Genomic DNA, 24700 nt, shown 5'->3' on the forward strand with positions numbered 1-24700 from the left:
CAGGTCTAGCCCGTATCCGCGTGCGCCGACTCGTTTCATAGCCTTATTATGACAAATGCTCTAGACTGCTCTGATGTTGGTCCAAGAAGCTGGAAAAATGATTTCCAGATCGACAATTCCGCCCTGTTTTGATCCGCGCTGTGGGCAAGTGTGGCAACGGTCAGCTTGATTTTCATGTACAGTAGCCGTTCTCATTGCTGGGTCAGTTGAGCATCAGATAGTGGCGATTGAAATGCTGGCCCTCTGCATTGTTTGCATTTGAAAGTGACCCCGGTGTTCCGACACATGACTGCCAATGCACCTGCCTGGGCGCCACCGCAGAAAAAAGCCCCGGAATCGAATCCGGGGCCTTTGGTCTACAACTGTACAGTTCCTGCCTTTACCAGCGCTCGGTCACGGTCTTCAGCTGCATGAAGTTCGCCAGGTAATCCGGGCCGCCCGCCTTGCTGTCCGTGCCGCTCATGTTGTACCCGCCGAACGGCTGCACCCCCACGATCGCGCCCGTGATCTTGCGGTTGAAGTACAGGTTCCCCACCTCGAACTCCGCGCGGGCCTGCTCCAGACGCTCCCGGCTGGCGCTGCACACGCCGCCCGTCAGGCCGTACTCGGTGCTGTTCGCGATAGCAAGCGCGTCCTGCCAGTCCCGCGCGCGGATGACCGACACGACCGGCCCGAAGATCTCCTCCTGCGCCAGACGCGACTCGCGCTTCACGTCACCCACGATGGTCGGCTGCACGTAGTAGCCTTGCTTGCCGTTCGCCTCGCCGGTCGCCGCGCCGCCCAGCAGCACCTTGCCCTCATTGGGGGCAATCTCCAGGTACCCCTTGATCTTGTCGAAGCTCATCTGGTTCACGACCGCCGTGACGTTCGCGTTCTCCTCGCCCGTCCCGACCTTCAGGGCCCCGGCGCGCTCCACGAAGGCGTTCACCACGTCGTCGTACACGCTGTCCACCACGATCAGGCGGCTCATGGCGCTGCACTTCTGCCCGTTGAACCCGAACGCGCCCTGCACCGCCGCCGTCACCGCCACGTCCAGATCGGCGGTCTCGTCCACGATCATGCCGTCCTTGCCGCCCAGCTCCATGATCACGCGCTTGATCCACTTCTGGCCGGGCTGCACCTTCGCCGCCACCTCGTTGATGTGCAGGCCCACCGCGCGGCTCCCCGTGAACGTGATGAACCGCGTCTTCGCGTGCGTCGTCAGGTACTCCCCGATCTCCCTGCCCACGCCGGGCAGGAACTGCAGCACCCCGGCGGGCAGCCCGGCCTCCAGCATGATGTCCACCATGAACCCCGCGATCAGCCCAGCGTCCTCGGCGGGCTTCACCAGGACGCAGTTCCCCACCACGATCGGCGCGGCCGCCATCCCGATGAAGATCGCGCACGGGAAGTTCCACGGGCTGATGCTCACGCCCACCCCCAGCGGGATGCTCATCAGGCCGTTCTCCTCACCCTCGAACCACGTCGTCTCGCTGCTCCCGAAGCCCGAGTACTTCATGGCGCTGCGCGCGTAGTACTCCAGGAAATCGATCGCCTCCGCGACCTCCACGTCGGCCTCGGCGTAGTTCTTCCCGACCTCGATGCTCATCAGGGCGCACGCCTCCAGGCGGCGACGCTTCAGGATCGCGGCGGCCTTCAGCAGCACGCGCGCGCGGGCGTCCATGTCCCACTTCTTCCAAGACTCGAACGCCGTCCATGCGCCCTGCAGGGCCCGCTCGGCATCCTCGATGGTGGCCTTCGCCGTCGTGCCCACCACTTCAGTCGTGTCGCAGGGGTTCAGGCTGGTCAGCTTCTGGGCCGTGTCCACCCGCTCACCGTTGATGACCATCGGGTAGTGCTTGCCGACCAGCTCGGCGCGCACCTTCTTCAGCGCGTCCTGGTAGGCCCTGACGTTCTCTTCCTTCGTGAAATCGATGAAGCTCTGCGGACGGTACTCCTGAACTTTGATCATGGGGTTTCTCCTTAACAGAATTGATAGAGCTGGAGGTGGTCGGCTGGGTTGAATACGGGAGCTGGAATGTCCCGGTAGGTGGCGAGTTCCGGTTCAGTTCCTGCGCTGAGGACGTCGAAGAACGCTCTGAACAGTGGTGCTGGCTTGTCGGCCAGCACGATCCGGTCTCCCATGAGGGTGTCGAAGAAGTTGACCTTCTCCCACAGCGAAGGCTCGTCTCTGGCGAGCAGAAGCGCAAGGCAGTCGAGGACGAGAACCTTCTGGAAGTCGTTCAGGGAGTCGAAGACGGGTCTGAGTCCATGGGCCAGAAACGCCTGGAGGCTGTGCGCATTGCCGGTGTACGGGGCCAGCACGTAGCTGTCCATCTCGAAGTCCACCTTCTCGGGGCAGGTCTGGCGGTACCAGTCGTCTGAGACATGAACGGCCGAATTCAGGATCTCGTGCAGCCAGAAGAGGTTGATGTACCCGAGAGGGTTCATCGCGTTCGTTCAGCCTTTGAGCATGCCGCGCAGCACGAACATGGCGTTGCGGGGCGTCTCGGCGATGCGGCGGCTGAAGTAGGGGTACCAGTCGCGGCCGTAGGGGATGTACGCGCGGACGCGGTACCCGGCGGCGGCGAGGTTGCGTTGCAGGTCGCGGCGGATGCCGTACAGCATCTGGAATTCGAAGGCGTCCTTGCTGACGCCGTGCGCGAGGGCGTACATCTGCACGTCGTGGATGATGCTTTCGTCGTGCGTGGCGACGTTCACGTAGTTCCCGGCCTGCATGTGGGCGTATACGAGGCGGCGGTACGCGGCGTCCACGTCGGCTTTCTGCGGGTACGCGACCGTTTCGGGTTCCAGGTACGCGCCCTTCACGATGCGGAGGTTGGGGGTCAGGTCGTCCAGGCTGCCTCTGTCTTTCTCGGTGCGGTAGAGGTAGCTCTGGAGGACGGTGCCGACGTGCTGCCCGCCGAACTCGCCGTGCAGGGTGCGGAACTGCGCGAGGGTCTGGTCGACGCGGGGGTGGTCTTCCATGTCGAGGCACACGAACCCGCCGTACTCCCTGGCGCGGCGGATGATGCGGCGGGCGTTCGTGAGACCCAGGTCCTCGCCGCCTTCGGTCTTGCCCTGGCCGACGCTGGACAGCTTGATGCTGACGTAGGGCGTGATGCCGTCGGCGTGCGCGGCGTCGAGCATGGTGATGACGTTGTCGGCGAACTGCGTGCACTGCGCGGGGCTCTCGATGAATTCGCCCAGCAGGTCGAGGTTCGCCATGATGCCGTCTTTTTTCAGGTCGTGCACGGCCTGGATGGCGGTCTGTGGGGTTTCCCCGGCGACGAAACGCTGCGCCATGCCCCAGCCGCGGGCGCGGACGGCGTTCTCGATGGTTTTCTGCCCGGCGACGGTCAGGACTGCTTTGCGGTACAGCTGGTCGATCATGCTTGTTTCTCCGGGTGGGTGGGCTGCGTGGGGGTGGGCTGGGCAAGGGTGGGCTGGGCGAGGTTCTGGAGGACCAGGGCGGCGAAGGTGCGGACGTGCGTGCGGGCGGCCTGACGGGCGGCGTCCGGGTCGCGGGCCAGGATGGCGGTCAGGATGTCGGCGTGCTGGGCGTCGGTCTGCGGGTGGGCGTTGTACGTGCGGGTCTGGTGCTTGATGAGTGCGACGCGCTGTTCGAGGTCGCGGTTCAGGTCGGCCAGCGTGGCGTTGTGGGTGGCGGCGGTGATGGCGCGGTGGTACGCGAGGTCCAGGCGGGTCTGTTCGCGGTAGTCGCTGCTGGGCGCGCGTTGCAGGGCGTGCAGGGCGCCGCGCAGGGTCTGGGCGTCGGTGGGCGTGTGGTGTTGCGCGGCGAGGGCGGCGGCCAGTCCGTCGAGTTCCTCGCGGACGACGTAGGTGTCGCGGGCCTCGGCGGCGCTGAGGGTGCGGACGCGCACGCCCTTGTTCGCCTCGGCGACGAGCAGGCCGTCCTGGGTCAGGCGCATCAGGGCCTCGCGGATGGGGGTGCGGGACACGCCGAGTTGCGCGCCGAGTTCCACCTCACCCAGGCGGTCGCCGGGCATCAGGTCGCCGTCCAGGACGGCGCGGCGCAGGTGTTCATAGACGCCGTCGCGGACCAGGGTGGGGCGCTCGAAAGAGGTCATTGTGGATATTGTATACAATATTCTGATCGCTCCGCAAGAGCGATCCGGCCCACGATTCCAGCCCCGACCGCCCGCCCGTTCCGCACGATCCTGTCGCAGGAAGGCCGCTGCCGGGGGGAGAGCTGATAAGCCGATGCTCCGGGCGCTGACCAGACGTTCAGAACAGTCCGTGCGTATTGTAATGCAAACTGCATTTACCGGGGTGGGTGGCCCCTACACTGACCCCATAGTTTTCCTGGGTACGCAGTGAGTAAGAGGCGCACAAGGTTTCTGTGCGTCTCTTCGTGCCTTTGGAAACTAAGGAGTTGAACATGGCTGTAGGTAAAGTGAAATGGTTTAACGCGGAGAAGGGCTTCGGTTTCATTCAGACGGAAGGGAGCCCCGACGTGTTCGCGCACTTCAGCGCCATCCAGAGCACCGGCTTCAAGAAGCTCAACGAGGGCGACGAAGTCGAGTTCGAAGTGGAAGAAGGCCAGCGCGGCAAGGGCCCGCAGGCCAAGAACATCGTCGTGACGAAGGCCGCGCCCGTCAGCGAGTACGGCGGTGGCCGCCGCGACGACCGCTGGTAATCGCAAACCATCCCTAACCGGAGCTGCCCACCAGGGCGCTCCGGTTTTTCGTTGTCCCGCCCGCGCCCCCGGCCCGCCAGCAAAAAGGCGCGCCATGCAGGCGCCGCGCGCGGGCGCAGCATGAAGGCTCTGCACGATGAAGGCTCTGCACGCCAATATGCTTAGATTGCAGACCCACCACCCTTCTATACTCGGAAACGATGACTGCAACTCAGACTGATCCGACCGGCGTGAGCAACCCCCTGCTGAACGTCGGGTTCCGCATTCCGTTCGACCAGATCCGCCCCGAACACGCCGAGGGCGCCGTGGACACCCTGCTGGCCCTCACGCAACAGAAACTCGAGGACCTGGCCGCCGCCCCGCAGCGCGCATTCGCGAACTTCATGGCCGACCTCGACACCCTGACCGAGCAGCTGGACACCGTGAACACCATCGTTCACCACCTGGACGCCGTGATCAGCAGCCCCGAATGGACCGCCGCGAAACTCGCCATCCTGCCCAGAACCAGCGAGTTCTACACCCGCCTGGGCCTGCACGAGGGCCTCTGGGACGCCCTGAAAGCCTTCGCCGCCACGCCCGAGGCCGCCGCGCTCGACCCCGTCCGCGCCCGGCACCTTCAGACCACCATCGACGAATTCCGCCGCGAGGGCGCCGACCTTCAGGGCGATGACCGCGACCGCCTGCTGACCCTGAACACCCGCCTCGCCGAGGTGACCAGCGCCTTCTCCCGCAACGTGCTGGACTCCACCGCCGCGTACGAACTGTACGTGCCCACAGAACGCCTGAGCGGCGTGCCGCAACGCGTTCAGGACGCCACCCGCCGCGACGCGGAAGGCCGGGGCCAGGAAGGGCACCGCCTGACCCTGCACGCCCCCACCCTGCTGCCCATCCTGACCTACGCCGACGACCGCCAACTGCGCCGCGAACTGTGGCAGGCGCAGGGGCAACTGGGCGTGCAGGAAGGCCGCGACAACCGCCCCCTGATCCGCGAGATCCTCAAACTCCGCCGCGAGAAGGCGCAGTTGCTGGGCTTCCGGAACTTCGCGGACTACGTGCTGCACGACCGCATGGCCGGCAGCGGCGATCGCGCCCTGAGCTTCGAACGCGACCTGGACGCCCGTACCCGCCCCGCCTTTGAACGCGAGAACGCCGAACTGGTCGCCTTCTACCACGAGCGTGCCGGCGCGGACGCCCCCGCCCTGCAACCCTGGGACGGCGCGTACTGGGCCGAGAAGCAGCGGCACGAGCAGTACGACTTCGACGAGGAAGCCCTGCGCCCGTACTTCCCGATGGACGGCGTCCTGGCGGGGATGTTCGAGATCGTGCGCCGCGTGTTCGGCGTGAGCGTCAGCGAATCGCAGGCGCCCGGCTGGCACCCGGAAGTGCGCTACTACGACATTCACGACGAGGCTGGCACGCACGTCGCGAGCTTCTACACCGACTGGTTCCCGCGTGACAGCAAACGCGCAGGCGCCTGGATGAACGCCTTCATCACCGGCGGCCCCCGCGAGAACGGCGTCGAGCCGCACCTGGGCCTGATGTGCGGCAACATGACCCCCCCCGACGCCGATACGCCCGCCCTGCTGTCCATCCGCGAGGTCGAAACGGTCTTCCACGAGTTCGGGCACCTGCTGCACCACGCCCTGTCCCGCGTGAGCGTCAAGAGCCTCAGCGGCACCCGCGTCGCCTGGGACTTCGTGGAACTGCCCAGCCAGATCATGGAGAACTGGGTCATGGAACGCGAGGCGCTCGACCTGTTCGCCCGCCACTACCAGACCGGCCAGACCATCCCCGAGGACCTGTTCGGCCGCATGATCGCCGCCCGCAACTACCGCGCCGCGAACGCCGCCATGCGCCAGTACTCCTTCGGCCTGACCGACCTGAGTCTGCACGTGGAATTCGACCCGACCGGCGACGCCGACCCCCTGCCGTACGCGCGGGACATCATGGCGACCTTCATTCCGTTCCCGCTGCCCGACACGTACGCGCAGATCGCCAGTTTCAGCCACCTGTTCAGCAGCCCCGTCGGGTACGGCGCCGGGTACTACAGCTACAAATGGGCCGAGGTGCTCGACGCCGACGCCTTCAGCCGCTTCGCGCAGGAGGGCATCTTCAACCGCGACACGGGCCGCGCCTTCGTGGACAGCGTCCTGAGCCGTGGCAACAGCGCCGACCCGTCCGAACTGTACCGCGAGTTCATGGGCCGCGACCCCGACGCCGACGCCCTGCTGCGCCGCAGCGGCCTCCTATAAGAAGGACACCGGCGTGAGCGGTTGATCTGATCGTTCACGCCAGCCAGGACAGGTTCCGGGCGCAGAGTCGGTACCTCTGCGCCCGGAACCTGCAACATTCACCGGACATTCAGGTTAAGCTGCGTTCACGATGCTCATGTGGAACCCCAAGCGGACGCTTGGCGCACTGGCGGCCCTTCTGGCCCTCGGTCTGCCCGGCACCACCCAGGCCGCCCCCACCCCCGCCGAGAGTCAGCTGATGGTCCGGCTGAACCAGGTGCGCGCCCAGGGTGTCAACTGCCCCGGCAGCGGGCGGCGCCCCGTGGCAGGCGCACTCAGCTACTCGCCGCAACTGGCCGCCGCCGCGCGCATCCAGGCCGGGTACATGAGCAGCAGTGGCCGCATCACCCACACCGGCGCCGACGGCTCCACACCCAAGGTCCGCGCGGCCAGCACCGGCGTGAACGCCGTCAGCGTCACCGAAATCATCTACATGGGCGGCGGCGTGAACCCCGAACAGGCCGTGCGCTGGTGGCTGAACTCGGCGGTGCACTGCTACTGGATGAACGAGAACCGCTACACCCACGTAGGGGCCGCCGTCGTGCAGGGCTCGCGCGGCACCTCGTACGTGATGGTCCTGAGCAGCCAGCCCCGCTAAGGGTAGGCGGGTGATGGAGGATGGTTGATGGAACCGGCCTCCATGTTTCTGCTGTGAGGGACTCCGCGCCCCACACTTACCGGGCGGTCCAGCCTAGATCCAGATCCAGCACCGCGCCCGTCATGCCCCACGCCGCCGGGCTGACCACGTAACTGGCCAGCGCGGCGATGTCCTGCGGGTTCAGCAGACGCTTGATCGCGGCGGGTTCCAGCATCACCCGCTGCTCGACCTCCTGCACGCTCAGGCCACGAGTGCGGGCCTGATCGGCGATCTGCCCCTCGACCAGCGGCGTACGCACGTACCCCGGACAGATGGCGTTCACGGTCAGGCCCTGCTCACCGGCCTCCAGCGCCGCCGTGCGCGTCAGGCCGATCAGACCGTGCTTCGCGCTGACGTACGCACTCTTGAACGGGCTGGCCACATGTCCGTGGATGCTCGCCACGTTCACGATCCGCCCCTGCCCGGAGCGGGTCAGGTGCGGCCACGCGTACCGGCTCAGCAGGAACGGCGCCGTCAGCATGACCGCCAGCATCGCGTCCCAGGTGTCCTCCGGGAAGGCGGCAATGGGATCGATGTGCTGAAAGCCCGCGTTGTTCACCAGCACGTCAAGGCCCCCCAGCGCCGCCACCACCTCATCCACCGCGCGGCGGCAGTCCTCGCGGCGCGACAGGTCCGCCCCGATGAAGATCAGTCCGTTCGCCCGCGCCACCTCGCGGGCCTGCGGCCGGTCCAGGTCCAGCACCGCCACCCGCAACCCATCCTGCACGAGCCGCTGCGCGATCGCCAGCCCGATGCCACCCGTACCGCCCGTGACCAGCGCGGCCCTGCCCTGCGTCGTCTGCGTGGTCTTCTGCGTGCCCTGCGTCATGCGCGGAGTGTAGTCCGGAGGCGTCACGAAACGTTGACGCCTGCCCGCCTGCCCTGCCCGTCGGCCTTGCGCCCGCCGCTGGACGAATTCCTGGACACCCTCCCCAGACCCTGACGAACGTTCGTTCTACACTGGAGGCCATATGAACAAGGTGTACCCCGACGCCCACGCGGCGCTCTCCGACATTGTGGCCGACGGCCAGACCATCGCCGTGGGGGGCTTCGGCCTGTGCGGCATTCCCGAACAGCTCATCCTCGCGCTGCGCGACAGCGGGGCCACCAACCTGACAGCCGTCAGCAACAACGCCGGGGTGGACGGCTGGGGCCTGGGCCTGCTGCTCCAGACCCGCCAGATCCGCCGGATGATCAGCTCCTACGTCGGCGAGAACAAGGAATTCGAACGCCAGTACCTCGCCGGGGAACTCGAACTGGAATTCACGCCGCAGGGCACGCTGGCCGAACGCATGCGCGCCGGTGGGGCGGGCATCCCCGGCTTCTACACGAGGACCGGCGTGGGCACCCTGGTCGCCGAGGGCAAGGAACACAAGGACTTCGACGGCCAGACGTACATCCTGGAACGCGGCATCGTCGCCGACGTGGCGCTGGTCAAGGCGTGGAAGGCCGACCGGGCCGGGAATCTCGTGTACCGCAAGACCGCCCGGAACTTCAACCCGATGGCCGCCACCTGCGGCCGGGTGACCGTCGCGGAGGTCGAGGAGATCGTCGAGATCGGTCAGATCGACCCGGACGACGTGGACACCCCCGGCATCTTCGTGCAGCGCGTCGTGCTGAACGCTGCGCCCGAGAAACGCATCGAGCAGCGGACCGTCCGCGCCGGGTAGGGTCGGCCACGCACGAGGTCACACTGGAACGTCCACACAGTGTGACCTCCCGTGCGTTTACGCCTCCTGCCACCACCCGTCGAACGGCGTGACCGGCACGGCGCGCTTGTGGCGGGTGATGCGGTACAGGCGTTCCAGCTTCCCGGCCACTTCCGGCGCGACGTCCTGGCCTTCGAGGTAGTCGTCGATCTGCGCGTACGTCAGGCCCAGCGCGACCTCGTCGGGGAGGCCGGGGCGGTCGTCTTCCAGGTCGGCGGTGGGGACCTTGCGCCACGTTTCCTCGGGTGCGCCCAGGAATTCCAGCAGTTGCGCGCCCTGGCGTTTGCTCAGGCCGGTCAGGGGCGTGACGTCCACGCCGCCGTCCCCGTACTTCGTGAAGAAGCCCGTGATGGCCTCGGCGGCGTGGTCGGTGCCCACGACCAGCATGTTCAGCTGCCCGGCCAGCGCGTACTGCGCGACCATCCGCTCGCGGGCCTTGATGTTCCCGCGCACGAAATCACGCAGTTCGCCGCCCACACCCGCCTCTGCCAGCGCGGCCGCTGCGGCGCCCGAGGCCGCGTCCACGGCGCCCCTGACGTTCACGGTCACGCTCCGGTCGGGTCGGATGAACGCCAGGGCGCGCTGCGCGTCCGCCTCGTCGGCCTGCACGCCGTACGGCAGGCGCACGGCCACGAAGGTCGCCTCGGTGCCGTCGGCGCGCAGGCGCTCGGTGGCCAGCTGGCACAGCCGCCCGGCCAGGGTGCTGTCCTGCCCGCCGCTGATGCCCAGCACGAACCCCCGCGTGCCCGACGCGCGCAGGTACGCGCACAGGAACGCCACGCGCCGCTCCACCTCGGCCGCCGGGTCGATGACGGGGCGGACCTCCAGTTCCCGGATGATGACCTGCTGCATGCTCATGCGGCGCAGTATTTCACGGGCGCGGCGGCCAGCAGGCCATCCGGCGTTCCAGGGGGGCCGCTGCACCTAAGATGGGTGGTGTGAACGACCGCCCCACCCTGCTGCGCCTGCCCGCCGACGCCGTGGCCGCGCCCCCGCCGGACACCATGACGGTTGACCGCGCCATCGAGCACCTGGGCCTGGGGGCCTTCCAGTACCGCCTGCTGCTGATCTGCGGCCTGACCTTCGCCGCCGACGCCATGGCCGTGCTGGTCATGGGATTCGCGCTGGGCAACGTGCGCGACTCGTTCGGACTGGAGGCCGGGACGCTGCCGGTCACGCTGCTGACCCTGGCGACCTTCGCGGGCATGCTGATCGGCGCGCCGCTGTGGGGGCGCGTGGCCGACCGTTACGGCCGCCGCCCGGTGTTCCTGACGACCGTGACGCTGGGCGTGCTGTTCGGCCTGCTCAGCGCCCTGGCGCCCAGCGTGGGCGTGCTGATCGCCGCGCGCGTCCTGACCGGCTTCGCCATCGGCGGGACCATGCCCGTGGATTACGCCATGATGGCCGAATTCATGCCCGCCGCGCTGCGCGGCCGGTTCCTGGTGCTGGTCGAGGGGTTCTGGGCCATCGGGACGCTGGGCATGGCGGCGCTCGCCTCGGTGCTGCTGGCCGGGAGCACCCTGGACTTACCCGGCGACGGCTGGCGCTGGCTGGTGGCCCTGACGGCCCTGCCGGGCGTGGCGGGCCTGCTGGTGCGGGTGGGCGTGCCGGACTCGCCGCGCTGGCTGGTCGCGCGCGGCCGCATGGACGACGCCCTGAACGCCCTGGGTCAGGTGGCGCGCCGCAACCGCCGCGACCTGCCGGACCTGCCGCTGGCCCCGCCGCTGCCCGCGCCGCGCCGCACGTCGCGTTTCGCGGCGCTGTTCGGCCCGGACCTGCGCGACCGGACGTTCCTGCTGGCCGCCGCGTGGTTCGGCATGAGCCTCGGCTACTACGGCATCTTCTCGTGGCTGCCCACGTACCTGCGCGCCAACGGCTTCGAACTGACCGAAACGTACCTGACGACCCTGCTGCTGGCCTGCGCGCAGATTCCGGGGTACCTGCTGGCCTCGCTGCTGATCGAGTGGGTGGGCCGCCGCGCCACGCTGGTGGGGTTCATGCTGGTCAGCGCGGTCGGCGCGTACCTGTTCCTGCTGGTGGACTCGGCCGTGGGCGTGCTGCTGACCTCGGCGCTGCTGTCGTTCTCGCTGCTGGGCACCTGGGGCGCCCTGTACGCCTACACCCCGGAACTGTTCCCGACGCTGCTGCGCGCCTCGGGCATGGGGGTCGCCAGTGCGTTCGCGCGGCTGGGCAGTCTGGTGTCACCGTTCGCGGCGGCGTTGCTGCTGGGCGGGAACCTCGCGCAGTCCCTGACGGTGTTCGCGGCGCTGTTCGTGCTGTCCGCCGCGTGCGTCTGGACGGTCGGCATCGAGACGCAGGGCCGCCCCCTGCGTGACCGGGAGACCGCGTGAACGCTCCGGGCGCGTTCGGCCCGGCGCTGTTCACGGACCTGTACCAGCTGACCATGATGCAGGGGTACTTCGCCAGCGACCTGCACACCCAGGACGCCACCTTCGACCTGTCGTACCGCCGCAACCCCTACCGGGGCGGGTACGCCGTGTGGGCCGGACTGGAACCCGCGCTGGAGTACCTGAGCGGCCTGCGGTTCGGCGGGGCGGACCTCGCGTACCTGGATAGCCTGGGCCTGTTCCGCCCGGACTTCCTGGCGGCGCTGCGTGACTGGCGGTTCACGGCGCGCGTCACGGCCTTCCCGGAAGGCAGCGTGGTCTTCCCGCACGAACCACTGCTGACCGTGCGCGGCCCGCTCTGGGAGGCGCAACTCGTCGAGACGGCGCTGCTGAACGTCCTGAACTTCCAGACCCTGATCGCCACCAAGGCCGCCCGCTGCCTGAGTGCCGCGCAGGCCGGGGCGCACGGCGGCGAGATCGTGGAGTTCGGCGCGCGCCGCGCCCAGGGACCCGACGGCGCACTCGGCGCGGCCCGCGCCGCCGTGATCGGAGGGGCCAGCGGCACCAGCAACGTGGAGGCCGCCGCCCGCTACGGCCTGCGCGCCACCGGCACGCACGCGCACGCCTGGGTCGAGAGCTTCCCGGACGAACTGAGCGCCTTCCGCGCGTACGCCGCGCTGTACCCGGACGCCACCACGCTGCTGCTCGACACCTTCGACACGCTCCGCAGCGGCCTCCCGAACGCCCTGACCGTCGCGCGGGAACTGCGCGCGGCCGGGCACGAACTGCGCGGCGTGCGCCTGGACAGCGGCGACCTCGCGTACCTGTCCGCGCAGGTGCGCTCCGCGCTGGACGGTGCGGGCTTCCCGGACGTGCAGATCATCGCCAGCAACGACCTGTCGGAATTCGTGATCCAGAGCGTCATCCAGGGAGGCGGCCGCGTGGACGTGTACGGCATCGGCACGCAACTCGCCACGGGCGGCGGCGACGGCGGCGGCGCGCTGGGCGGCGTGTACAAACTCGTGGCGCTGGGCGGGCAGGACCGCATGAAACTCACGGGCGACCCGGCCAAGACCAGCGTGCCCGGCACCAAACGCGTCTGGCGCGCCCGTGACGGCGCCGGCCAGTACGCGCTGGATGTCGTGGCCGGGCAGGACGAGGCGGCCCCGCAGCCCGGCGGGCGCGTCAGCGACCCCGCCAACCCGCTGCGCTCGCGCCGCATTCCGGACGGCCTGGACTGGTCCGACCCGCGCGTGACCGTCATGGACGCCGGGCAGCGCACCCGCCCGCCCGGGAGCCTGCCGGAGTTGCAGGCCCGCGCGCACACGGAACTGGCGGCCCTGCCGGACGGCACGCGCCGCCTGCTGAACCCGCACGCGTACCACGTGAGCCTCAGCGCCGAACTTCAGGGCCGCCGGGACGCCCTGATCACCGACCTGCGCGACCGCCACGGGCTGTGATACGGATTCCGTTTGTTTCGTTGACAGATCGGAAGACCACCGATCTGCCAACTCCACGTCCGGAATCCGCTCCGCTCCCACTCGCATCCGCTCGGATTGAATGGGCTGCAAAGCCCATGCAATCGGAGTCCGTATGACCGATCCGCTGACCGTGTATGTCGGGCGATTTCAGCCGCCGCACGCGGGGCACCTGCAGACCATGCAGGCCGCCACAGAGAGGCGCGGGCGCCTGCTGGTGCTGCTGGGCAGCGCGAACCTCGCCCGCAGCGCCCGCAACCCGTTCACGCCACGCGAACGGGCCGGGATGATCCGCGCCGCGCTGCGCGAGTCGGGCGTCCCGCCGCGGTGCGTCACCCTGCGCCCCCTTCCGGACGAGTTCGACGCGACCCGCTGGGCGGCGCACGTCCGCCGCGCCGCGCACGCCGTCGCCGGGAACGCCCCCGTGGTCCTGACCGGTTTCGAGAAGGACGCCAGCAGCAGCTACCTGCGCTGGTTCCCCGACTGGACCCTGGCCCCCAGCCCGGCCCTGAGGGTGGGGGAGGGCGTGCTGAACGCCACCGAGGTCCGCGCCGCCCTCTTCGGGCAGGGCGAGGTGCCCGCCCACCTGCCCCCGGCGGTCGCCGGATTCCTGACCCGCTTCCTGGGCACCCGCACCTTCACCCGCCTGCGCGCCGAGTGGACCGCGCTGGAGGCCGAACGGGCCGAGTGGGACGGCACGCCCCGCCACGAACGCCTCGACCTGCACGTCACCCCGGAACTGGTCTGGCTCTCCCGCCGCCCCGGCCCGGTCGGCGCGGGACTCTGGACACTGCCCGCCACGCCCCTGCCCACCGACAGGCTGCCTGCGGGCGCGACGGTGTTCAGCCACCCGGCCCGCTCGCTGGGCGTTCCCACCACCGCGCGCGTCGTCCTGACCGACTCCCCGCCGCCCGGCACGCGCCCGGTCCCCCTCGCGCACGCACTGGCGCGGCCCCGGCAATTCTTCGAGGACCACCACGTCATCCTCCGGCGGATGCTGGAGGCTGGGGCGCGCCGCAGTCGCGCGTGACAGGCAGAGGCTGTCCCGCAGCCATCCTCCATCGGCCATCCGCCTGTCTGAAACGGATTCCGTTTATTTCGTTAACAGATCGGAACACCACCGATCTGTTAACTCCACGTCCGGAACCCGCTCCGACTCCTACTCGCTCCGCTCGGATTGAACGGCTTTATAAGCCATTCAATCGGAGTCCGTATGAAACGGGCCTGTGACGGGCACCGGGCATGATGACGCTGTCCGATCCGGCCGGTCGGGCCGCTTGACAGGCCCGGCCAGCGCGCCGCAAGCTGCCCCTGACTTTCACAATCCCACCCCTACTGACCGCAAGGAGGTCACCCATGCCCTGGACCCGAGACGAGATGGCCGCCCGCGCGGCCCGTGAACTGCAGGACGGCTACTACGTGAACCTGGGCATCGGCCTGCCCACCCTGGTCGCCAACCACATCCCAGACGGCGTGAGCGTCATGCTGCAGAGTGAAAACGGCCTGCTGGGCATCGGCCCGTTCCCCACCGAGGATGAGGTGGACCCGGACCTGATCAACGCCGGGAAGCAGACGGTCACGGCGCTGCCCGGCGCGAGTTTCTTCTCCAGTGCGGACAGTTTCGCCATGATCCGCGGCGGGCACGTGAACCTCGCCATTCTGGGCGCCATGCAGGTCAGCGAGAAGGGTGACCTGGCGAACTGGATGATTCCCGGCAAGATGGTCAAGGGCATGGGCGGCGCGATGGACCTCGTGGCGGGCGTGCAGCGCGTCGTGGTCCTGATGGAGCACGTGGCGAAGGGCGACGCGCACAAGATCCTGCCCGACTGCACCCTGCCACTGACCGGGCAGGCGGTCGTGAACCGCATCATCACGGACCTGGGCGTGCTGGACGTCACCCCGGACGGGCTGAAGCTGGTGGAACTCGCGCCGGGCGTGACGCTGGACGAGTTGCAGGCCAAGACGGGTGCGGCCATCCACGCCTGAACCGTCCCCGCTTTGGCGCCCCTCGTGTCCCGGTGGAGGCGGAGGGCCTGTCATGAATCCCACCACACCCTAACGACCGTTTGTTAGACTGTGGGCAACAATGACCCAGCCAGACACCAGCGCCCCCCCGGCGCCCCCCATTCAGACCCCCTGGGCCGACGCCCTGGCCCGCCTGGACACCGACCGCGCCCGCGTCCACGCCGGTGGCGGCGCCAAAGCCCAGCAGCGCCAGCACGACAAGAACCGCCTGACCGCCCGCGAACGCATCCGCCAGCTCATCGACGATCAGACGCCCTTCGACGAACTGATGACCTTCGCCGGGTGGGAGATGTACCAGGACGTCGGCGGCTGCCCGTCTGGCGGGACCGTCACCGGCATCGGCACCATCCAGGGCCGCCCGTGGATGATCATCGCCAACGACGCCACCGTGAAGGCCGGCGCGTTCTTCCCGATCACCGCGAAGAAGGTCATCCGCGCGCAGACCATCGCGCTGGAAAACCACCTCCCAGTCGTATACCTCGTGGATTCAGCGGGCGTGTACCTGCCCATGCAGGACGAGATCTTCCCCGACCAGGACGACTTCGGCCGCGTGTTCTACCTCAACGCCCGCATGAGCGCGCGCGGCATCCCGCAGATCGCCGCGATCATGGGCAACTGCGTGGCGGGCGGCGCGTACCTGCCCGTCATGTGCGACACCCTGATCATGACCGAGGGCTCGGGGCTGTACCTCGCCGGACCCGCGCTGGTGAAGGCCGCCATCGGGCAGGTCGTGGACAGCGAGGACCTCGGCGGGGCGGGCATGCACGCCTCTATCGCCGGGACCGTGGACTACAAGGAACCCGACGACGCCGCCGCATTGAGGCGCATCCGCGCGCTGGCCGACCTGTACGCGCAGGGCGACCCCGCCCCGTTCGCTAGGCGCCGCCGCGAGACGCTGCCCGCCCCGGAACGCGACCTCACGGACCTCGTCGGTTTCGACGGCAGCAGGACGTACGACGTGCGCGACCTCATCACCGCTCTGGTGGACGGTGGCGAGTTCCACGAGTTCAAACCCGAGTACGGCGAGACCCTCGTGTGCGGCTTCGCCCGCGCCGGGGGCTACCCCGTGGCGTTCGTGGCGAACCAGCGCACGGTCATCAAGAAGAAACTCAAGAGCGGCGGCGAACCCGGCCTGCGTACCCGCATCGAGGTCGGCGGCGTCATCTACGGCGACAGCGCCGACAAGGCCGCCCGCTTCATCATGGACGCCAACCAGGCGGGCGTGCCCCTCGTGTTCCTGAGCGACGTGACCGGCTTCATGGTCGGCCGCGACAGCGAACAGGAGGGCATCATCCGGCGCGGCGCGAAACTCGTGAACGCCGTCAGCAACACCGTCGTGCCCAAGATCACCATCATCACCGGCGGCAGCTTCGGTGCGGGGAACTACGCCATGAACGGCAAGGCCTACGCCCCCCGCTTCCTGTTCGCGTGGCCCAGCGCCAAATACGCCGTCATGAGCGGCAACGCCGCCGCCAAGACCCTCCTCGACATCCAGCTCGCTGCCCTGAAACGCAGCGGCCACCAGCCCGACGACGAGGAACTCCAGCGCCTCTACGACGAGGTCAAGAGCAAGTACGACACCGAACTCGACCCCCGCTACGCCGCCGCCCGCCTCTGGGTCGACGAGATCATCCCCCCCAACGACACGCGCGACCGCCTCATCCGCGCCCTCGAAGCCTGCGCCCAGAACCCCCACCAGGAAGAATTCCGCGTCGGCGTGTTCCAGGTGTAAGTCGGCGGATGGCTGAAGGCAGATGGCCTATGGCCTACAACGCCCCAGCCCCACCTTCGCCATCCGCTATCTGCCATTCGCCATCTGCCCTCCAAAGGAGCCCCCCATGACCAGCACCCTGAACCGTCCCGATGTCAGCAACCCGAACACGCAGCCCATGAACGACGACCAGCGCACGATCATCAGCGCGCTGCGCAGCTTCCTGAAGAACAGGGTCGAGCCCGGCGCGGCCGAGCGGGACCAGACCAGCGAGTTCCCCATGCAGATCGTCCGTGAACTGGGCGAGATGGGCATCATGGGCGCGCAGACGCCCGAGGAGTACGGCGGGGCCGGGCTGGACACGGCGACGTTCGCAATGATCATCGAGGAGGTCGCCGCGGTGGACGGCAGCCTGTGCCTGACGGTCGCCAGTCACAACAGCCTGTGCCAGGGGCACATCCTGATCGGCGGGACCGAGGCGCAGAAACAGAAGTTCCTCCCGGCCCTGGCGAGTGCCGAGAAGCTGGGCGCGTGGGGCCTGACGGAACCCGGCAGCGGCAGCGACAGCGGCGGCATGCAGAGCAACGCGAAGGAGCAGCCCGACGGCAGCTGGATTCTGAACGGCAGCAAGAACTTCATCACGCAGGGCAGCGTCGGCGGCACGTACGTCGTCCTGGCCCGCACCGACGCCCCCCGCCCCGGCAAGGGCAAGAACGACGGCATCAGCGCGTTCGTGTTCAACCGCGACGAAGTGCAGGGCTTCAGCATCGGCCGCAAGGAAGACAAGCTCGGTCTGCGCAGCAGCGACACCGCGCAGCTGATCTTCGAGGACATCCACCTCCCCGCCGATGCCCTGCTGGGCGAGCGGGGGAACGCCTTCAAGGACGTCATGAAAGTCCTCGACGGGGGCCGCGTCGGCATCGCCGCCATGGGCCTCGGCCTCGGCCGCGCCGCGTTCGAGTACGCCGCCCGCTACGTCAACCAGCGCGAGCAGTTCGGCAAGCCCATCGGCCACAACCAGAACCTCGCGTTCCGCCTCGCCGACATGGACACCAGACTCGAGGCCGCACGTCTGCTGATCCGCAAGGCCGCCGACCTCAAGGACGCCGGAATGAACTTCACCGTCCCGGTCGCCCGCGCCAAACTCTTCGCCACCACCGTCGGCGTCGAAGCCTGCGACGAGGCCATCCAGATGCTCGGCGGGTACGGCTACATCAAGGAATACCCCGTGGAACGCATGTGGCGCGACAACCGCCTCACCCGCATCGGCGAGGGCACCGACGAGGTGCAGCGCCTCGTCATCAGCCGCGACGTGCTGAAACGCTTCGCGGACTGAAACGAACTCCGATTGAATGGTGTGCAATCACCGTTCAATCCGAGCGGATGCGAGCAGGAGAGAAAAGGATTCCGATCTGCCAACGCAACAGACGGAATCCGAATCAGTGGGCAGGGGAGGGGTCGGGGGTCAGTCCTCCGGCCCCTCCAGTTTCTCCAGGAACTCGTCGTACTGGTACGCGATCTGATCCGAGAAGCCGTACCCGAACCCGCCAGCGTTCGACACCAGCCGTTCCAGCCGCTTGAATGGAATGTCTTTCAGGTCGAGGGTCGCCGCGCGTTTCAGGGCCGCCTCGAAGACGCCTTCCATGCTGCCGTAGTTGTTCTCCGGCCAGTCGCCGTACGCGTGCAGGCACAGTACGCCGGCCTCCACGTAGCGCAGTTCCGCGTCGAGCGCGTCGGCGGGCGCGGCGACCTTCAGGTACGCGGTCAGGGCCTTCTTCGCCCCGCCGACCTTCATGGTCGGAAGGCGACCGGACGTGCGGAACGCCTTCTCCAGCTCGGTTTCCAGTCGGTCTAGCAGGCCGCTGTGGTCGCCCTCCAGCAGCGCGGCCAGCTGGCGTTTGTTGTCGGCGTTGGCGCGGTACAGGGCTACGAGGACCTCGCGGAGTTCGGGAGCGTCCATGTCGCCGAGTGTCTGGCGGAGCTGCGTGAGGGTCAGGGCCATGTCGTCAGCGTAACGGGTGGCGGGTGCGACAATCAGTCATGAAATCCGGAAGACTGTTGGGGGTGGGGGCGGCGCTGGTGCTGGGTGCGTGGTTCCTCTCGACCAGACGCGCCGCCTCGTACGCCCAGTTGCACCCGGAGTTGCGCTCGCCGTTCGTGCGCCTGCGGACGCCGCCGTTCACGCGGGGCGTCGTGGCGGTTATGGGGGCGATGCAGGCCCGCGCAAAGGCTCCCGCGCTGCCGGATGGGGTGCAGGTCGAGGAGCGCCGTATTCCCGGCCCGCCCGGTGCGCCGGACGTGACGGTGTTCGTGTACCGGCCCCCGAATCTCCCGGCGAAAGCGGCGGCCATCCTGAACATTCACGGCGGCGGGTACGTGACCGGGTCGGCCGCGTCGTACCACCCGCAGAGCGCCGCGTACGCGCGGGAACTCGGCGTGGTGGTCGTGGGTGTCGAGTACCGCCTTTCTCCGGGCACGCCGTTCCCCGGCCCGCTGGAGGACTGTTACGCCGCCCTGACCTGGATGGCACGCGATGCGGAGGCGCTGGGCCTCGACCCGGCCCGTATCGCGCTGGTCGGCGATAGTGCCGGAGGCGGGCTGGCTGCCGCGCTGGCGCAACTCGCGCACGACCGGGGCGAGGTCACGCCCGCGTTTCAGCTGCTGTACTACCCGATGTTGGACGACCGCACCACCCTGGCAGCCACGCATGACGAGCGCGGGGATTTCATCTGGCGGCCCGCGTCCAACCAGTTCGGGTGGTCGGCTTACCTGGGCCGCCCTCCACGGATGGACACCGCTCCTGAGTACGCCGCGCCCGCCCGCCGCGAGAGCCTGGAAGGCTTGCCGCCCGCGTGGATCGGCGTGGGCACCCTCGACCTGTTCTGCCCGGAAGACCGCGAGTACGCCCGGCGGCTCACGGACGCCGGCGTGCCCTGCGAGTATGTCGAGGTGCCCGGCGCGTACCACGCCTTCGAGCGCTTCGCGCCGGACTCGGCGGTGGCCCGCACCTTCACGGCCTCCGCCCTGAACGCCCTGCGGCGCGGGCTGGGGCTGAACTGACGGGCATCAGACTGGAATATTCACCCGTGGCTGGATCGGCACACTGTCCCGGTGCCGTTCGATCACGAGGCCCACGTCGCTCAGCGTGACGGTGTCCAGCATGGGCTGGTAGTACTGGAGGCGGCTGGCGACGGCGGGCAGGTGGTACGTCCAGTACAGGCCCATCAGCGGGTTGATCCACAGTTCGCTGCCGTGCGTGCGGCTGGTGGCGTGGTGGTCGCCGTAGTGCCCGTCGATGGCACCGATGATGCTGCTGTTCACGATGCTGGTGTAGCGGGGCATCATCTGGAACACGGCCTCGCAGGCCTCCTTGTACTTCTGCACGGGGGGCATGTCGGGTGTGAGGCTGAACGCGCCCAGGTACGCGCCGCTGCGGGTGAGCTCGGCGGTCGCCTCCAGGTAATTCGCGTGGCACACGCCATGGAAGCGGTCGATGCCGAAGCCCAGGCACGCCAGGAGTGTCTTCGGGCCGCGCAGTTCATTCACGGCGACGAGGCTGGTGGCGTCTTCGTGCGGAGTACCCAGGTCGACCTCGTCGCCGCGCATCAGCGAGTCTGTGCCCCCGTCCACGAGGATGACTGTGTCGATCTTGAGGTGCGTGATCAGGGCCTCGTACGCGGCCTTCAGAGGCTGCACGCCGACCTTCCGGAAGGCGTACACGGTGCCCGGCTCGCCCTGCGTGACCAGCCAGCGGCTCAGCCAGTATTCCGGGAAGTACTCGCCGGGCTGCGCGGACAGGTCCGGCGTGACGGGCACCACTGCGTGCGGCAGCGGGCCGTTCGGGCCGAGGTCCATGCTGGTGAAGGAGTAGTTCGCCAGGAACACCTCCTTCCCATCTGCCTTCAGGGCGAAGTACAGGGGCAGGCCGCAGAACACGTCGAACCCGCCGCCCATTCCGGCGATCAGGATGCGGCGTGAGTCCTGAACTTCCTGAAAGAAGGGCGGTTGAAGGGAATACATGCAGCAGTGTCGCATGCAGTGTGCACCCGTACCGGCTGAACTGTGTCGGCACTGGCAGGCGGTTGTCAGAATCTGTCAGGTACGCGCGTGGCGGGCCGTGAGTGCTGCGGGCGGGACGTTTGTCTGGAGTGCGTGCTGCACGGCGCGGCGGGTGTGAGTCCGGGGTGTGAACTTATCGTAAGCTTCGTGCCATCTCTGTCAGGGTTTGGTCTTTACACTGGTGGACATGAAGGGCCTGCGTGAATTTGTTGACTGGCTCCGCGAGGTGCTGAAAGGCAGCCCGCAACCACAGCCGGTGCCGATCCCCGTGCGCGTGCGTGACCGTCGCTAGGGGCACTGCTTTTCCCGTCATCTTCCCGCCCACCCGCCGTTTCCGGGGTGGGCGTTTTTCTGCCGTGTGCGGCGCAGGTCTGGTGGTGTCCGGGTGTGGGTGCCCGTGTGCGCGGCGCTGTGTGGGCAGCGCGGGCGTGCCGGGGTGTGGGGGCGCTATTGTGCAGGGCGTGGCTGACGGCGATCATGGCATGAGTGAACTGCGCGCACTGGTTTCGGCGCGGCCCCCGGCGGAAGTGGAAGGGATTGAGAAGGCGTACGTGTTCGCGCGCGACGCGCACGCGGGCGTGAACCGTAAGAGTGGCGAGCCGTACATTACGCACCCGGTGGCGGTCGCGGTGATCCTGGCGCGGCTGGGCATGGATTCGGACAGCATCATGGCCGGGCTGCTGCACGACACGGTCGAGGACGTGGAGTACGTGACGTTCGGCATGATCGAGAAGCAGTTCGGGCCGGACGTGCGCCGCATCGTGGAGGGCGAGACGAAGGTCAGCAAGCTCTCCAAGCAGGGTTCCCAGGCGGCCGAGGTCAGTGACGCCGGGCGGGACGTGCAGGCCGAGAACCTGCGGCAGATGCTGATCGCCATGACGGGCGATATTCGCATCATCGTGGTGAAACTCGCCGACCGGTTGCACAACATGCGCACGCTGGGCAGCATGAAACCCGAGAAGCAGCAGCGGATCGCGCGGGAGACCATGGACATCTTCGCGCCGCTCGCTCACCGGCTGGGGATCGGGCAGATCAAGTGGGAACTGGAGGACCTGAGTTTCCGGTACCTGCAACCCGACGAGTACGAGTACCTTCAGTCGCGTCTGCGCACCCGGCAGGAGGAACGCGACGCGCTGATCACCCGCGCCGTGAAAGAACTTCAGGAGGCGCTGGAGGACGATCTGGAGTTGCCCGAGTGGGTGTCGGACATCGACATTGCGGGGCGCAGCAAGCACCTGTGGAGCATTCACACCAAGATGCAGCGTGAAGGCAAGGCCCTGGAGCAGATTTTCGACCTGCTGGCCATCCGCGTGATGCTGACCCCGCGTGACCTGGTCGTGCCGCCCGGCACGGACGACGTGCGCCGCGAGCGGGCCGAAGCGACCCGCGAGAAACGCATCTGCTACCACACGGTCAGCATCGTGCATTCCATGTGGACGCCGCTGCCGGGCCGCTTCAAGGATTACATCGCGGTGCCCAAACCGAACGGGTACCAGTCGCTGCACACGACCGTGATCAGCCAGAGCGGCCAGCCGATCGAGGTGCAGATCCGCTCGCGGCGCATGCATGAGGTCGCGGAGTACGGCGTGGCCGCTCACTGGATGTACAAGCAGGGCAACCAGCTGGCGCAGAAGGACCGCGAGAACTGGATCTCGCAGCTGCGCGAGTTGCAGAACGAGATCAACGACGCCTCGGATTACATGGACGCCGTGAAGACCGACATCCTGTCGCAGCGGGTGCGGGTGTTCACGCCCAAGGGACTGGCGATCAGCCTGCCGTCCGGCAGCACCCCGGTGGATTTCGCGTATCACATTCACACCCGTATCGGCGAGACGACCGTGGGCGCGCGCGTGAACGGCAGCATCGTGCCGCTCTCGTACAAGCTGGGAAACGGCGACATGGTCGAGATCGTGACCAGCAAGAACGGCCACCCCAGCAAGGACTGGCTGAACTTCACCGTGACCCGCAGCGCCCGCGCGAAGGTCCGGCATCACTTCCGCATGGAGGAACGCGACGAGGCCCTGCAACGCGGCCACGACCTGCTCGAACGGTACCTGCGTAAGCGGCAGCTGGCGGTGCGGCAACTGATGCGCACCAAACTGCTGGAAGACGCCACCCTGAAACTGCTGGGCACCCGCAACCCGGACGACTTGTACCTGGCGCTGCACGCTGGGAAGCTCACGCCCAGCGTGGTGGGGCGTGTCCTGTCACCGCAACTGGCGCAGGAGCAGGCCCCGGCGCGGCGCGTGCCGACCCCGCGCGTACCGGAACCGGGCGGCGTGTACGTGGAGGGGTTCACCACGAACACCAAACTCAGTCAGTGTTGCAACCCCATCCGGGGTGATCAGGTCATGGGGTACCTGACGCGCGGGCGTGGCGTCAGCGTGCACCGCATCGACTGCCCGAACATGATCCGCCTGCTGAAAGACGAACCGGAACGCTGTGTGGCGGCCAGCTGGGACGCTGGAACGCCCGGCACGACCCTGGTGGATCTGGATGTGATCGGCCCGGACCGCGCCGGCCTGCTGGCTGACGTGCTGGGCATCCTGGCACGCGAGAAACGCAGTCCGACCCGCGTGGAGGCCGTGGTGGGCATGGAGGAAGTCGCCGTTATTCACCTGCGCCTGCCGGTGCTGGGCAACAGCGACCTAGAGAACATGCGGCGCGCCATCATGCAGGTTCAGGGCGTGGACGACGTGATCCGCGTGGGCGGCCGCAAACGCAACGGGGCCAGTTCCTGACGGGTCGGCCCGGCGGATGCTCTAGACTGCCCGGGATGCTGACAATCCTGACCGTTCATGCCTGCCCGGCGCGGAGCAGCGCGTGCCGCTGACGCTGCTGCCGGACCTGGGTGACCTGCTCAGGCTGCAACCCCAGTTCAACGCGGGCACGGTCGTGGAGGCCCTGCGGTTCCTGCGGGTGAGCGCGGCGCTGTGGGGCAGCGGCATGGATCCGGACCACCCGCTGCGGGACGCGCTGCCCGCTGCCCGCGTGGACATCACGGACGGTCTGGTCGGGGACTGGGCGTGGGCGGACGCCGAGCACACCCAGTTGCAGGACTTCCTGCAGCAGTTTCCGCAGGGCCGTGAGCGCCTGCGGGCCGCTGCGCAGGCCGAGTCGGCGCTGGCGCAGCTGGTCACGGCTCCCCTGTCCCTGACGCGCGCCTGCCACCCGGAGGTGCTCGCCGGGGTGCAGCAGGCCGTGCGGGGCGTGCAGGACGCGCTGGACGAGGGGCCGGGCACCCGCTGGCGCGCGCGGCGCCTCTCGGAACTGGCCGCCCGCCTCGCAGGGGTCGGCGGCGTGCTGATCGTGCCGCTGGACGACCTGCCAGACCTGCTGACCCTGCTGCCCGGCGCGGCCCTGCCGGACCTCGGCGGGTTCCAGCCGGGCGAGACGAGCCGCCTGCGTGCCCTGGCGGACCGCGCGTGGCAACTGCACGAGGACGACGACCTGAGCGGCCTGCTGGACAGCCTCAACCGCGAGGCGGGTGACCCCGTGACCCCCCGCGCGGAACTGGACGCCGCCGCGGCCGGCATTCACCTCGCGGTGGGGGACCTGGGCACGGCCCGCACGCTGCTGGAACGCGCGGCGCACGGCCTGACCGACGATCAACCCCGCAGTCTGGCGGGCCTGACCCTGGCGCGGCTGGGGCAGGTGCGGGACGCGCAGGGCGACCGGGAACTCGCGCAGCGCACCTACCGCGCGGTGCTGGCCCTGCGGTACGCGCCGCAGGTGGCCCGCGAGGCCGCGCAGGCCGGACTGGACACGCCGTTCGCCCTGACCCTCAGCTGAACGGCCGGCTG

The 24700-nt window shown here is 68.4% G+C and carries 21 protein-coding genes; 13 read left to right on the plus strand and 8 right to left on the minus strand.

From position 1 onward, the window contains the following. Positions 1 to 379 precede the first annotated feature (379 nt). Genes pruA through IEY70_RS04345 form a run of 4 tightly spaced genes read right to left on the minus strand, consistent with a single transcriptional unit; the run spans position 380 to position 4070 of the window. Positions 380 to 1951, minus strand: coding sequence for an L-glutamate gamma-semialdehyde dehydrogenase (gene pruA / locus IEY70_RS04330; protein ID WP_189063784.1), 1572 nt, complete (start codon positions 1949 to 1951; stop codon positions 380 to 382). Between the two features lie 11 nt (positions 1952 to 1962). Then, a complete protein-coding gene (locus tag IEY70_RS04335) occupies positions 1963 to 2430 on the minus strand; it encodes a hypothetical protein (protein WP_189063785.1) in 468 nt (155 codons plus the stop codon). A gap of 9 nt (positions 2431 to 2439) precedes the next feature. Continuing rightward, positions 2440 to 3372 carry a proline dehydrogenase family protein gene (locus IEY70_RS04340; RefSeq protein WP_189063786.1) on the minus strand — a complete coding sequence of 311 codons (933 nt, stop codon included), beginning with the start codon at positions 3370 to 3372 and terminating at the stop codon, positions 2440 to 2442. Further along, positions 3369 to 4070, minus strand: coding sequence for a GntR family transcriptional regulator (locus IEY70_RS04345; RefSeq protein ID WP_189063787.1), 702 nt, complete (start codon positions 4068 to 4070; stop codon positions 3369 to 3371). Before IEY70_RS04345 ends, IEY70_RS04340 begins: the two co-directional genes overlap by 4 nt. A gap of 311 nt (positions 4071 to 4381) precedes the next feature. On the opposite strand from IEY70_RS04345, the gene IEY70_RS04350 reads away from it, so the two are divergent. The 3 genes from IEY70_RS04350 (at position 4382) to IEY70_RS04360 (ending at position 7528) form a co-directional block, all read left to right on the plus strand. Continuing rightward, a complete protein-coding gene (locus tag IEY70_RS04350) occupies positions 4382 to 4639 on the plus strand; it encodes a cold-shock protein (RefSeq protein WP_189063788.1) in 258 nt (85 codons plus the stop codon). A gap of 200 nt (positions 4640 to 4839) precedes the next feature. Further along, the gene (locus IEY70_RS04355) at positions 4840 to 6891 is read left to right on the plus strand and encodes a M3 family metallopeptidase (protein WP_189063789.1); all 2052 of its coding nucleotides are present in this window, start codon (positions 4840 to 4842) and stop codon (positions 6889 to 6891) included. 136 nt (positions 6892 to 7027) lie between these two features. Further along, complete coding sequence (locus tag IEY70_RS04360) at positions 7028 to 7528, plus strand: CAP domain-containing protein (protein WP_189063790.1); 501 nt, start codon at positions 7028 to 7030, stop codon at positions 7526 to 7528. 76 nt (positions 7529 to 7604) lie between these two features. On the opposite strand, the gene IEY70_RS04365 is transcribed toward IEY70_RS04360, so the two are convergent. Continuing rightward, the gene (locus IEY70_RS04365; protein WP_189063791.1) at positions 7605 to 8396 is read right to left on the minus strand and encodes a 3-hydroxybutyrate dehydrogenase; all 792 of its coding nucleotides are present in this window, start codon (positions 8394 to 8396) and stop codon (positions 7605 to 7607) included. A gap of 142 nt (positions 8397 to 8538) precedes the next feature. Between IEY70_RS04365 and IEY70_RS04370 the strand changes: the two genes are divergently transcribed. Continuing rightward, positions 8539 to 9237 (plus strand): CoA transferase subunit A, encoded by a 699-nt coding sequence (locus IEY70_RS04370; protein WP_189063792.1) that lies wholly within the window; start codon positions 8539 to 8541, stop codon positions 9235 to 9237. 57 nt (positions 9238 to 9294) lie between these two features. Here the strand turns inward: IEY70_RS04370 and nadE are convergent, their stop codons facing one another. Beyond that, complete coding sequence (nadE, locus tag IEY70_RS04375; RefSeq protein WP_189063793.1) at positions 9295 to 10134, minus strand: NAD(+) synthase; 840 nt, start codon at positions 10132 to 10134, stop codon at positions 9295 to 9297. An 80-nt stretch (positions 10135 to 10214) separates the two neighbouring features. Between nadE and IEY70_RS04380 the strand changes: the two genes are divergently transcribed. The 6 genes from IEY70_RS04380 (at position 10215) to IEY70_RS04405 (ending at position 18174) form a co-directional block, all read left to right on the plus strand. Beyond that, positions 10215 to 11627 carry an MFS transporter gene (locus IEY70_RS04380; RefSeq protein WP_308425507.1) on the plus strand — a complete coding sequence of 471 codons (1413 nt, stop codon included), beginning with the start codon at positions 10215 to 10217 and terminating at the stop codon, positions 11625 to 11627. 53 nt (positions 11628 to 11680) lie between these two features. Further along, positions 11681 to 13084 carry a nicotinate phosphoribosyltransferase gene (locus tag IEY70_RS04385; protein WP_189063954.1) on the plus strand — a complete coding sequence of 468 codons (1404 nt, stop codon included), beginning with the start codon at positions 11681 to 11683 and terminating at the stop codon, positions 13082 to 13084. Between the two features lie 133 nt (positions 13085 to 13217). After that, positions 13218 to 14132 carry an adenylyltransferase/cytidyltransferase family protein gene (locus IEY70_RS04390; RefSeq protein ID WP_189063794.1) on the plus strand — a complete coding sequence of 305 codons (915 nt, stop codon included), beginning with the start codon at positions 13218 to 13220 and terminating at the stop codon, positions 14130 to 14132. 326 nt (positions 14133 to 14458) lie between these two features. After that, complete coding sequence (locus IEY70_RS04395) at positions 14459 to 15088, plus strand: CoA transferase subunit B (RefSeq protein WP_189063795.1); 630 nt, start codon at positions 14459 to 14461, stop codon at positions 15086 to 15088. Between the two features lie 100 nt (positions 15089 to 15188). Beyond that, on the plus strand, positions 15189 to 16859 hold the full coding sequence (locus tag IEY70_RS04400) for an acyl-CoA carboxylase subunit beta (RefSeq protein WP_189063796.1): 1671 nt from the start codon (positions 15189 to 15191) through the stop codon (positions 16857 to 16859). Between the two features lie 106 nt (positions 16860 to 16965). After that, positions 16966 to 18174 (plus strand): acyl-CoA dehydrogenase family protein, encoded by a 1209-nt coding sequence (locus tag IEY70_RS04405; RefSeq protein WP_189063797.1) that lies wholly within the window; start codon positions 16966 to 16968, stop codon positions 18172 to 18174. Between the two features lie 129 nt (positions 18175 to 18303). Here the strand turns inward: IEY70_RS04405 and IEY70_RS04410 are convergent, their stop codons facing one another. Then, complete coding sequence (locus IEY70_RS04410) at positions 18304 to 18840, minus strand: hypothetical protein (protein ID WP_189063798.1); 537 nt, start codon at positions 18838 to 18840, stop codon at positions 18304 to 18306. 38 nt (positions 18841 to 18878) lie between these two features. Between IEY70_RS04410 and IEY70_RS04415 the strand changes: the two genes are divergently transcribed. Continuing rightward, positions 18879 to 19898 carry an alpha/beta hydrolase gene (locus IEY70_RS04415; RefSeq protein WP_229777620.1) on the plus strand — a complete coding sequence of 340 codons (1020 nt, stop codon included), beginning with the start codon at positions 18879 to 18881 and terminating at the stop codon, positions 19896 to 19898. 6 nt (positions 19899 to 19904) lie between these two features. Here IEY70_RS04415 and IEY70_RS04420 read toward each other — a convergent pair whose 3' ends face one another. Beyond that, positions 19905 to 20858 (minus strand): DUF1152 domain-containing protein, encoded by a 954-nt coding sequence (locus IEY70_RS04420; RefSeq protein WP_189063799.1) that lies wholly within the window; start codon positions 20856 to 20858, stop codon positions 19905 to 19907. A gap of 521 nt (positions 20859 to 21379) precedes the next feature. Here IEY70_RS04420 and IEY70_RS04425 point away from each other — a divergent pair. Together IEY70_RS04425 and IEY70_RS04430 are read left to right on the plus strand one after the other, a co-directional pair. Next, positions 21380 to 23638: a RelA/SpoT family protein gene (locus tag IEY70_RS04425; protein WP_189063800.1), complete on the plus strand. Its 2259-nt coding sequence runs from the start codon at positions 21380 to 21382 to the stop codon at positions 23636 to 23638. 82 nt (positions 23639 to 23720) lie between these two features. Then, positions 23721 to 24689, plus strand: a complete 969-nt coding sequence (locus tag IEY70_RS04430) for a hypothetical protein (protein ID WP_189063801.1) — start codon at positions 23721 to 23723, stop codon at positions 24687 to 24689. The last annotated feature ends 11 nt before the right edge of the window (positions 24690 to 24700 follow it).

Source organism: Deinococcus seoulensis, assembly GCF_014648115.1.
Lineage (GTDB): Bacteria > Deinococcota > Deinococci > Deinococcales > Deinococcaceae > Deinococcus > Deinococcus seoulensis.

Coding starts and splice junctions, on each gene's coding strand:
- pruA (WP_189063784.1), bottom strand. CDS start 1,951: ATGATCAAAGTTCAGGAGTACCGTCCGCAGAGCTTCATCGATTTCACG.
- IEY70_RS04335 (WP_189063785.1), bottom strand. CDS start 2,430: ATGAACCCTCTCGGGTACATCAACCTCTTCTGGCTGCACGAGATCCTG.
- IEY70_RS04340 (WP_189063786.1), bottom strand. CDS start 3,372: ATGATCGACCAGCTGTACCGCAAAGCAGTCCTGACCGTCGCCGGGCAG.
- IEY70_RS04345 (WP_189063787.1), bottom strand. CDS start 4,070: ATGACCTCTTTCGAGCGCCCCACCCTGGTCCGCGACGGCGTCTATGAA.
- IEY70_RS04350 (WP_189063788.1), top strand. CDS start 4,382: ATGGCTGTAGGTAAAGTGAAATGGTTTAACGCGGAGAAGGGCTTCGGT.
- IEY70_RS04355 (WP_189063789.1), top strand. CDS start 4,840: ATGACTGCAACTCAGACTGATCCGACCGGCGTGAGCAACCCCCTGCTG.
- IEY70_RS04360 (WP_189063790.1), top strand. CDS start 7,028: ATGTGGAACCCCAAGCGGACGCTTGGCGCACTGGCGGCCCTTCTGGCC.
- IEY70_RS04365 (WP_189063791.1), bottom strand. CDS start 8,396: ATGACGCAGGGCACGCAGAAGACCACGCAGACGACGCAGGGCAGGGCC.
- IEY70_RS04370 (WP_189063792.1), top strand. CDS start 8,539: ATGAACAAGGTGTACCCCGACGCCCACGCGGCGCTCTCCGACATTGTG.
- nadE (WP_189063793.1), bottom strand. CDS start 10,134: ATGAGCATGCAGCAGGTCATCATCCGGGAACTGGAGGTCCGCCCCGTC.
- IEY70_RS04385 (WP_189063954.1), top strand. CDS start 11,681: ATGATGCAGGGGTACTTCGCCAGCGACCTGCACACCCAGGACGCCACC.
- IEY70_RS04390 (WP_189063794.1), top strand. CDS start 13,218: ATGACCGATCCGCTGACCGTGTATGTCGGGCGATTTCAGCCGCCGCAC.
- IEY70_RS04395 (WP_189063795.1), top strand. CDS start 14,459: ATGCCCTGGACCCGAGACGAGATGGCCGCCCGCGCGGCCCGTGAACTG.
- IEY70_RS04400 (WP_189063796.1), top strand. CDS start 15,189: ATGACCCAGCCAGACACCAGCGCCCCCCCGGCGCCCCCCATTCAGACC.
- IEY70_RS04405 (WP_189063797.1), top strand. CDS start 16,966: ATGACCAGCACCCTGAACCGTCCCGATGTCAGCAACCCGAACACGCAG.
- IEY70_RS04410 (WP_189063798.1), bottom strand. CDS start 18,840: ATGGCCCTGACCCTCACGCAGCTCCGCCAGACACTCGGCGACATGGAC.
- IEY70_RS04415 (WP_229777620.1), top strand. CDS start 18,879: ATGAAATCCGGAAGACTGTTGGGGGTGGGGGCGGCGCTGGTGCTGGGT.
- IEY70_RS04420 (WP_189063799.1), bottom strand. CDS start 20,858: ATGTATTCCCTTCAACCGCCCTTCTTTCAGGAAGTTCAGGACTCACGC.
- IEY70_RS04425 (WP_189063800.1), top strand. CDS start 21,380: ATGAGTGAACTGCGCGCACTGGTTTCGGCGCGGCCCCCGGCGGAAGTG.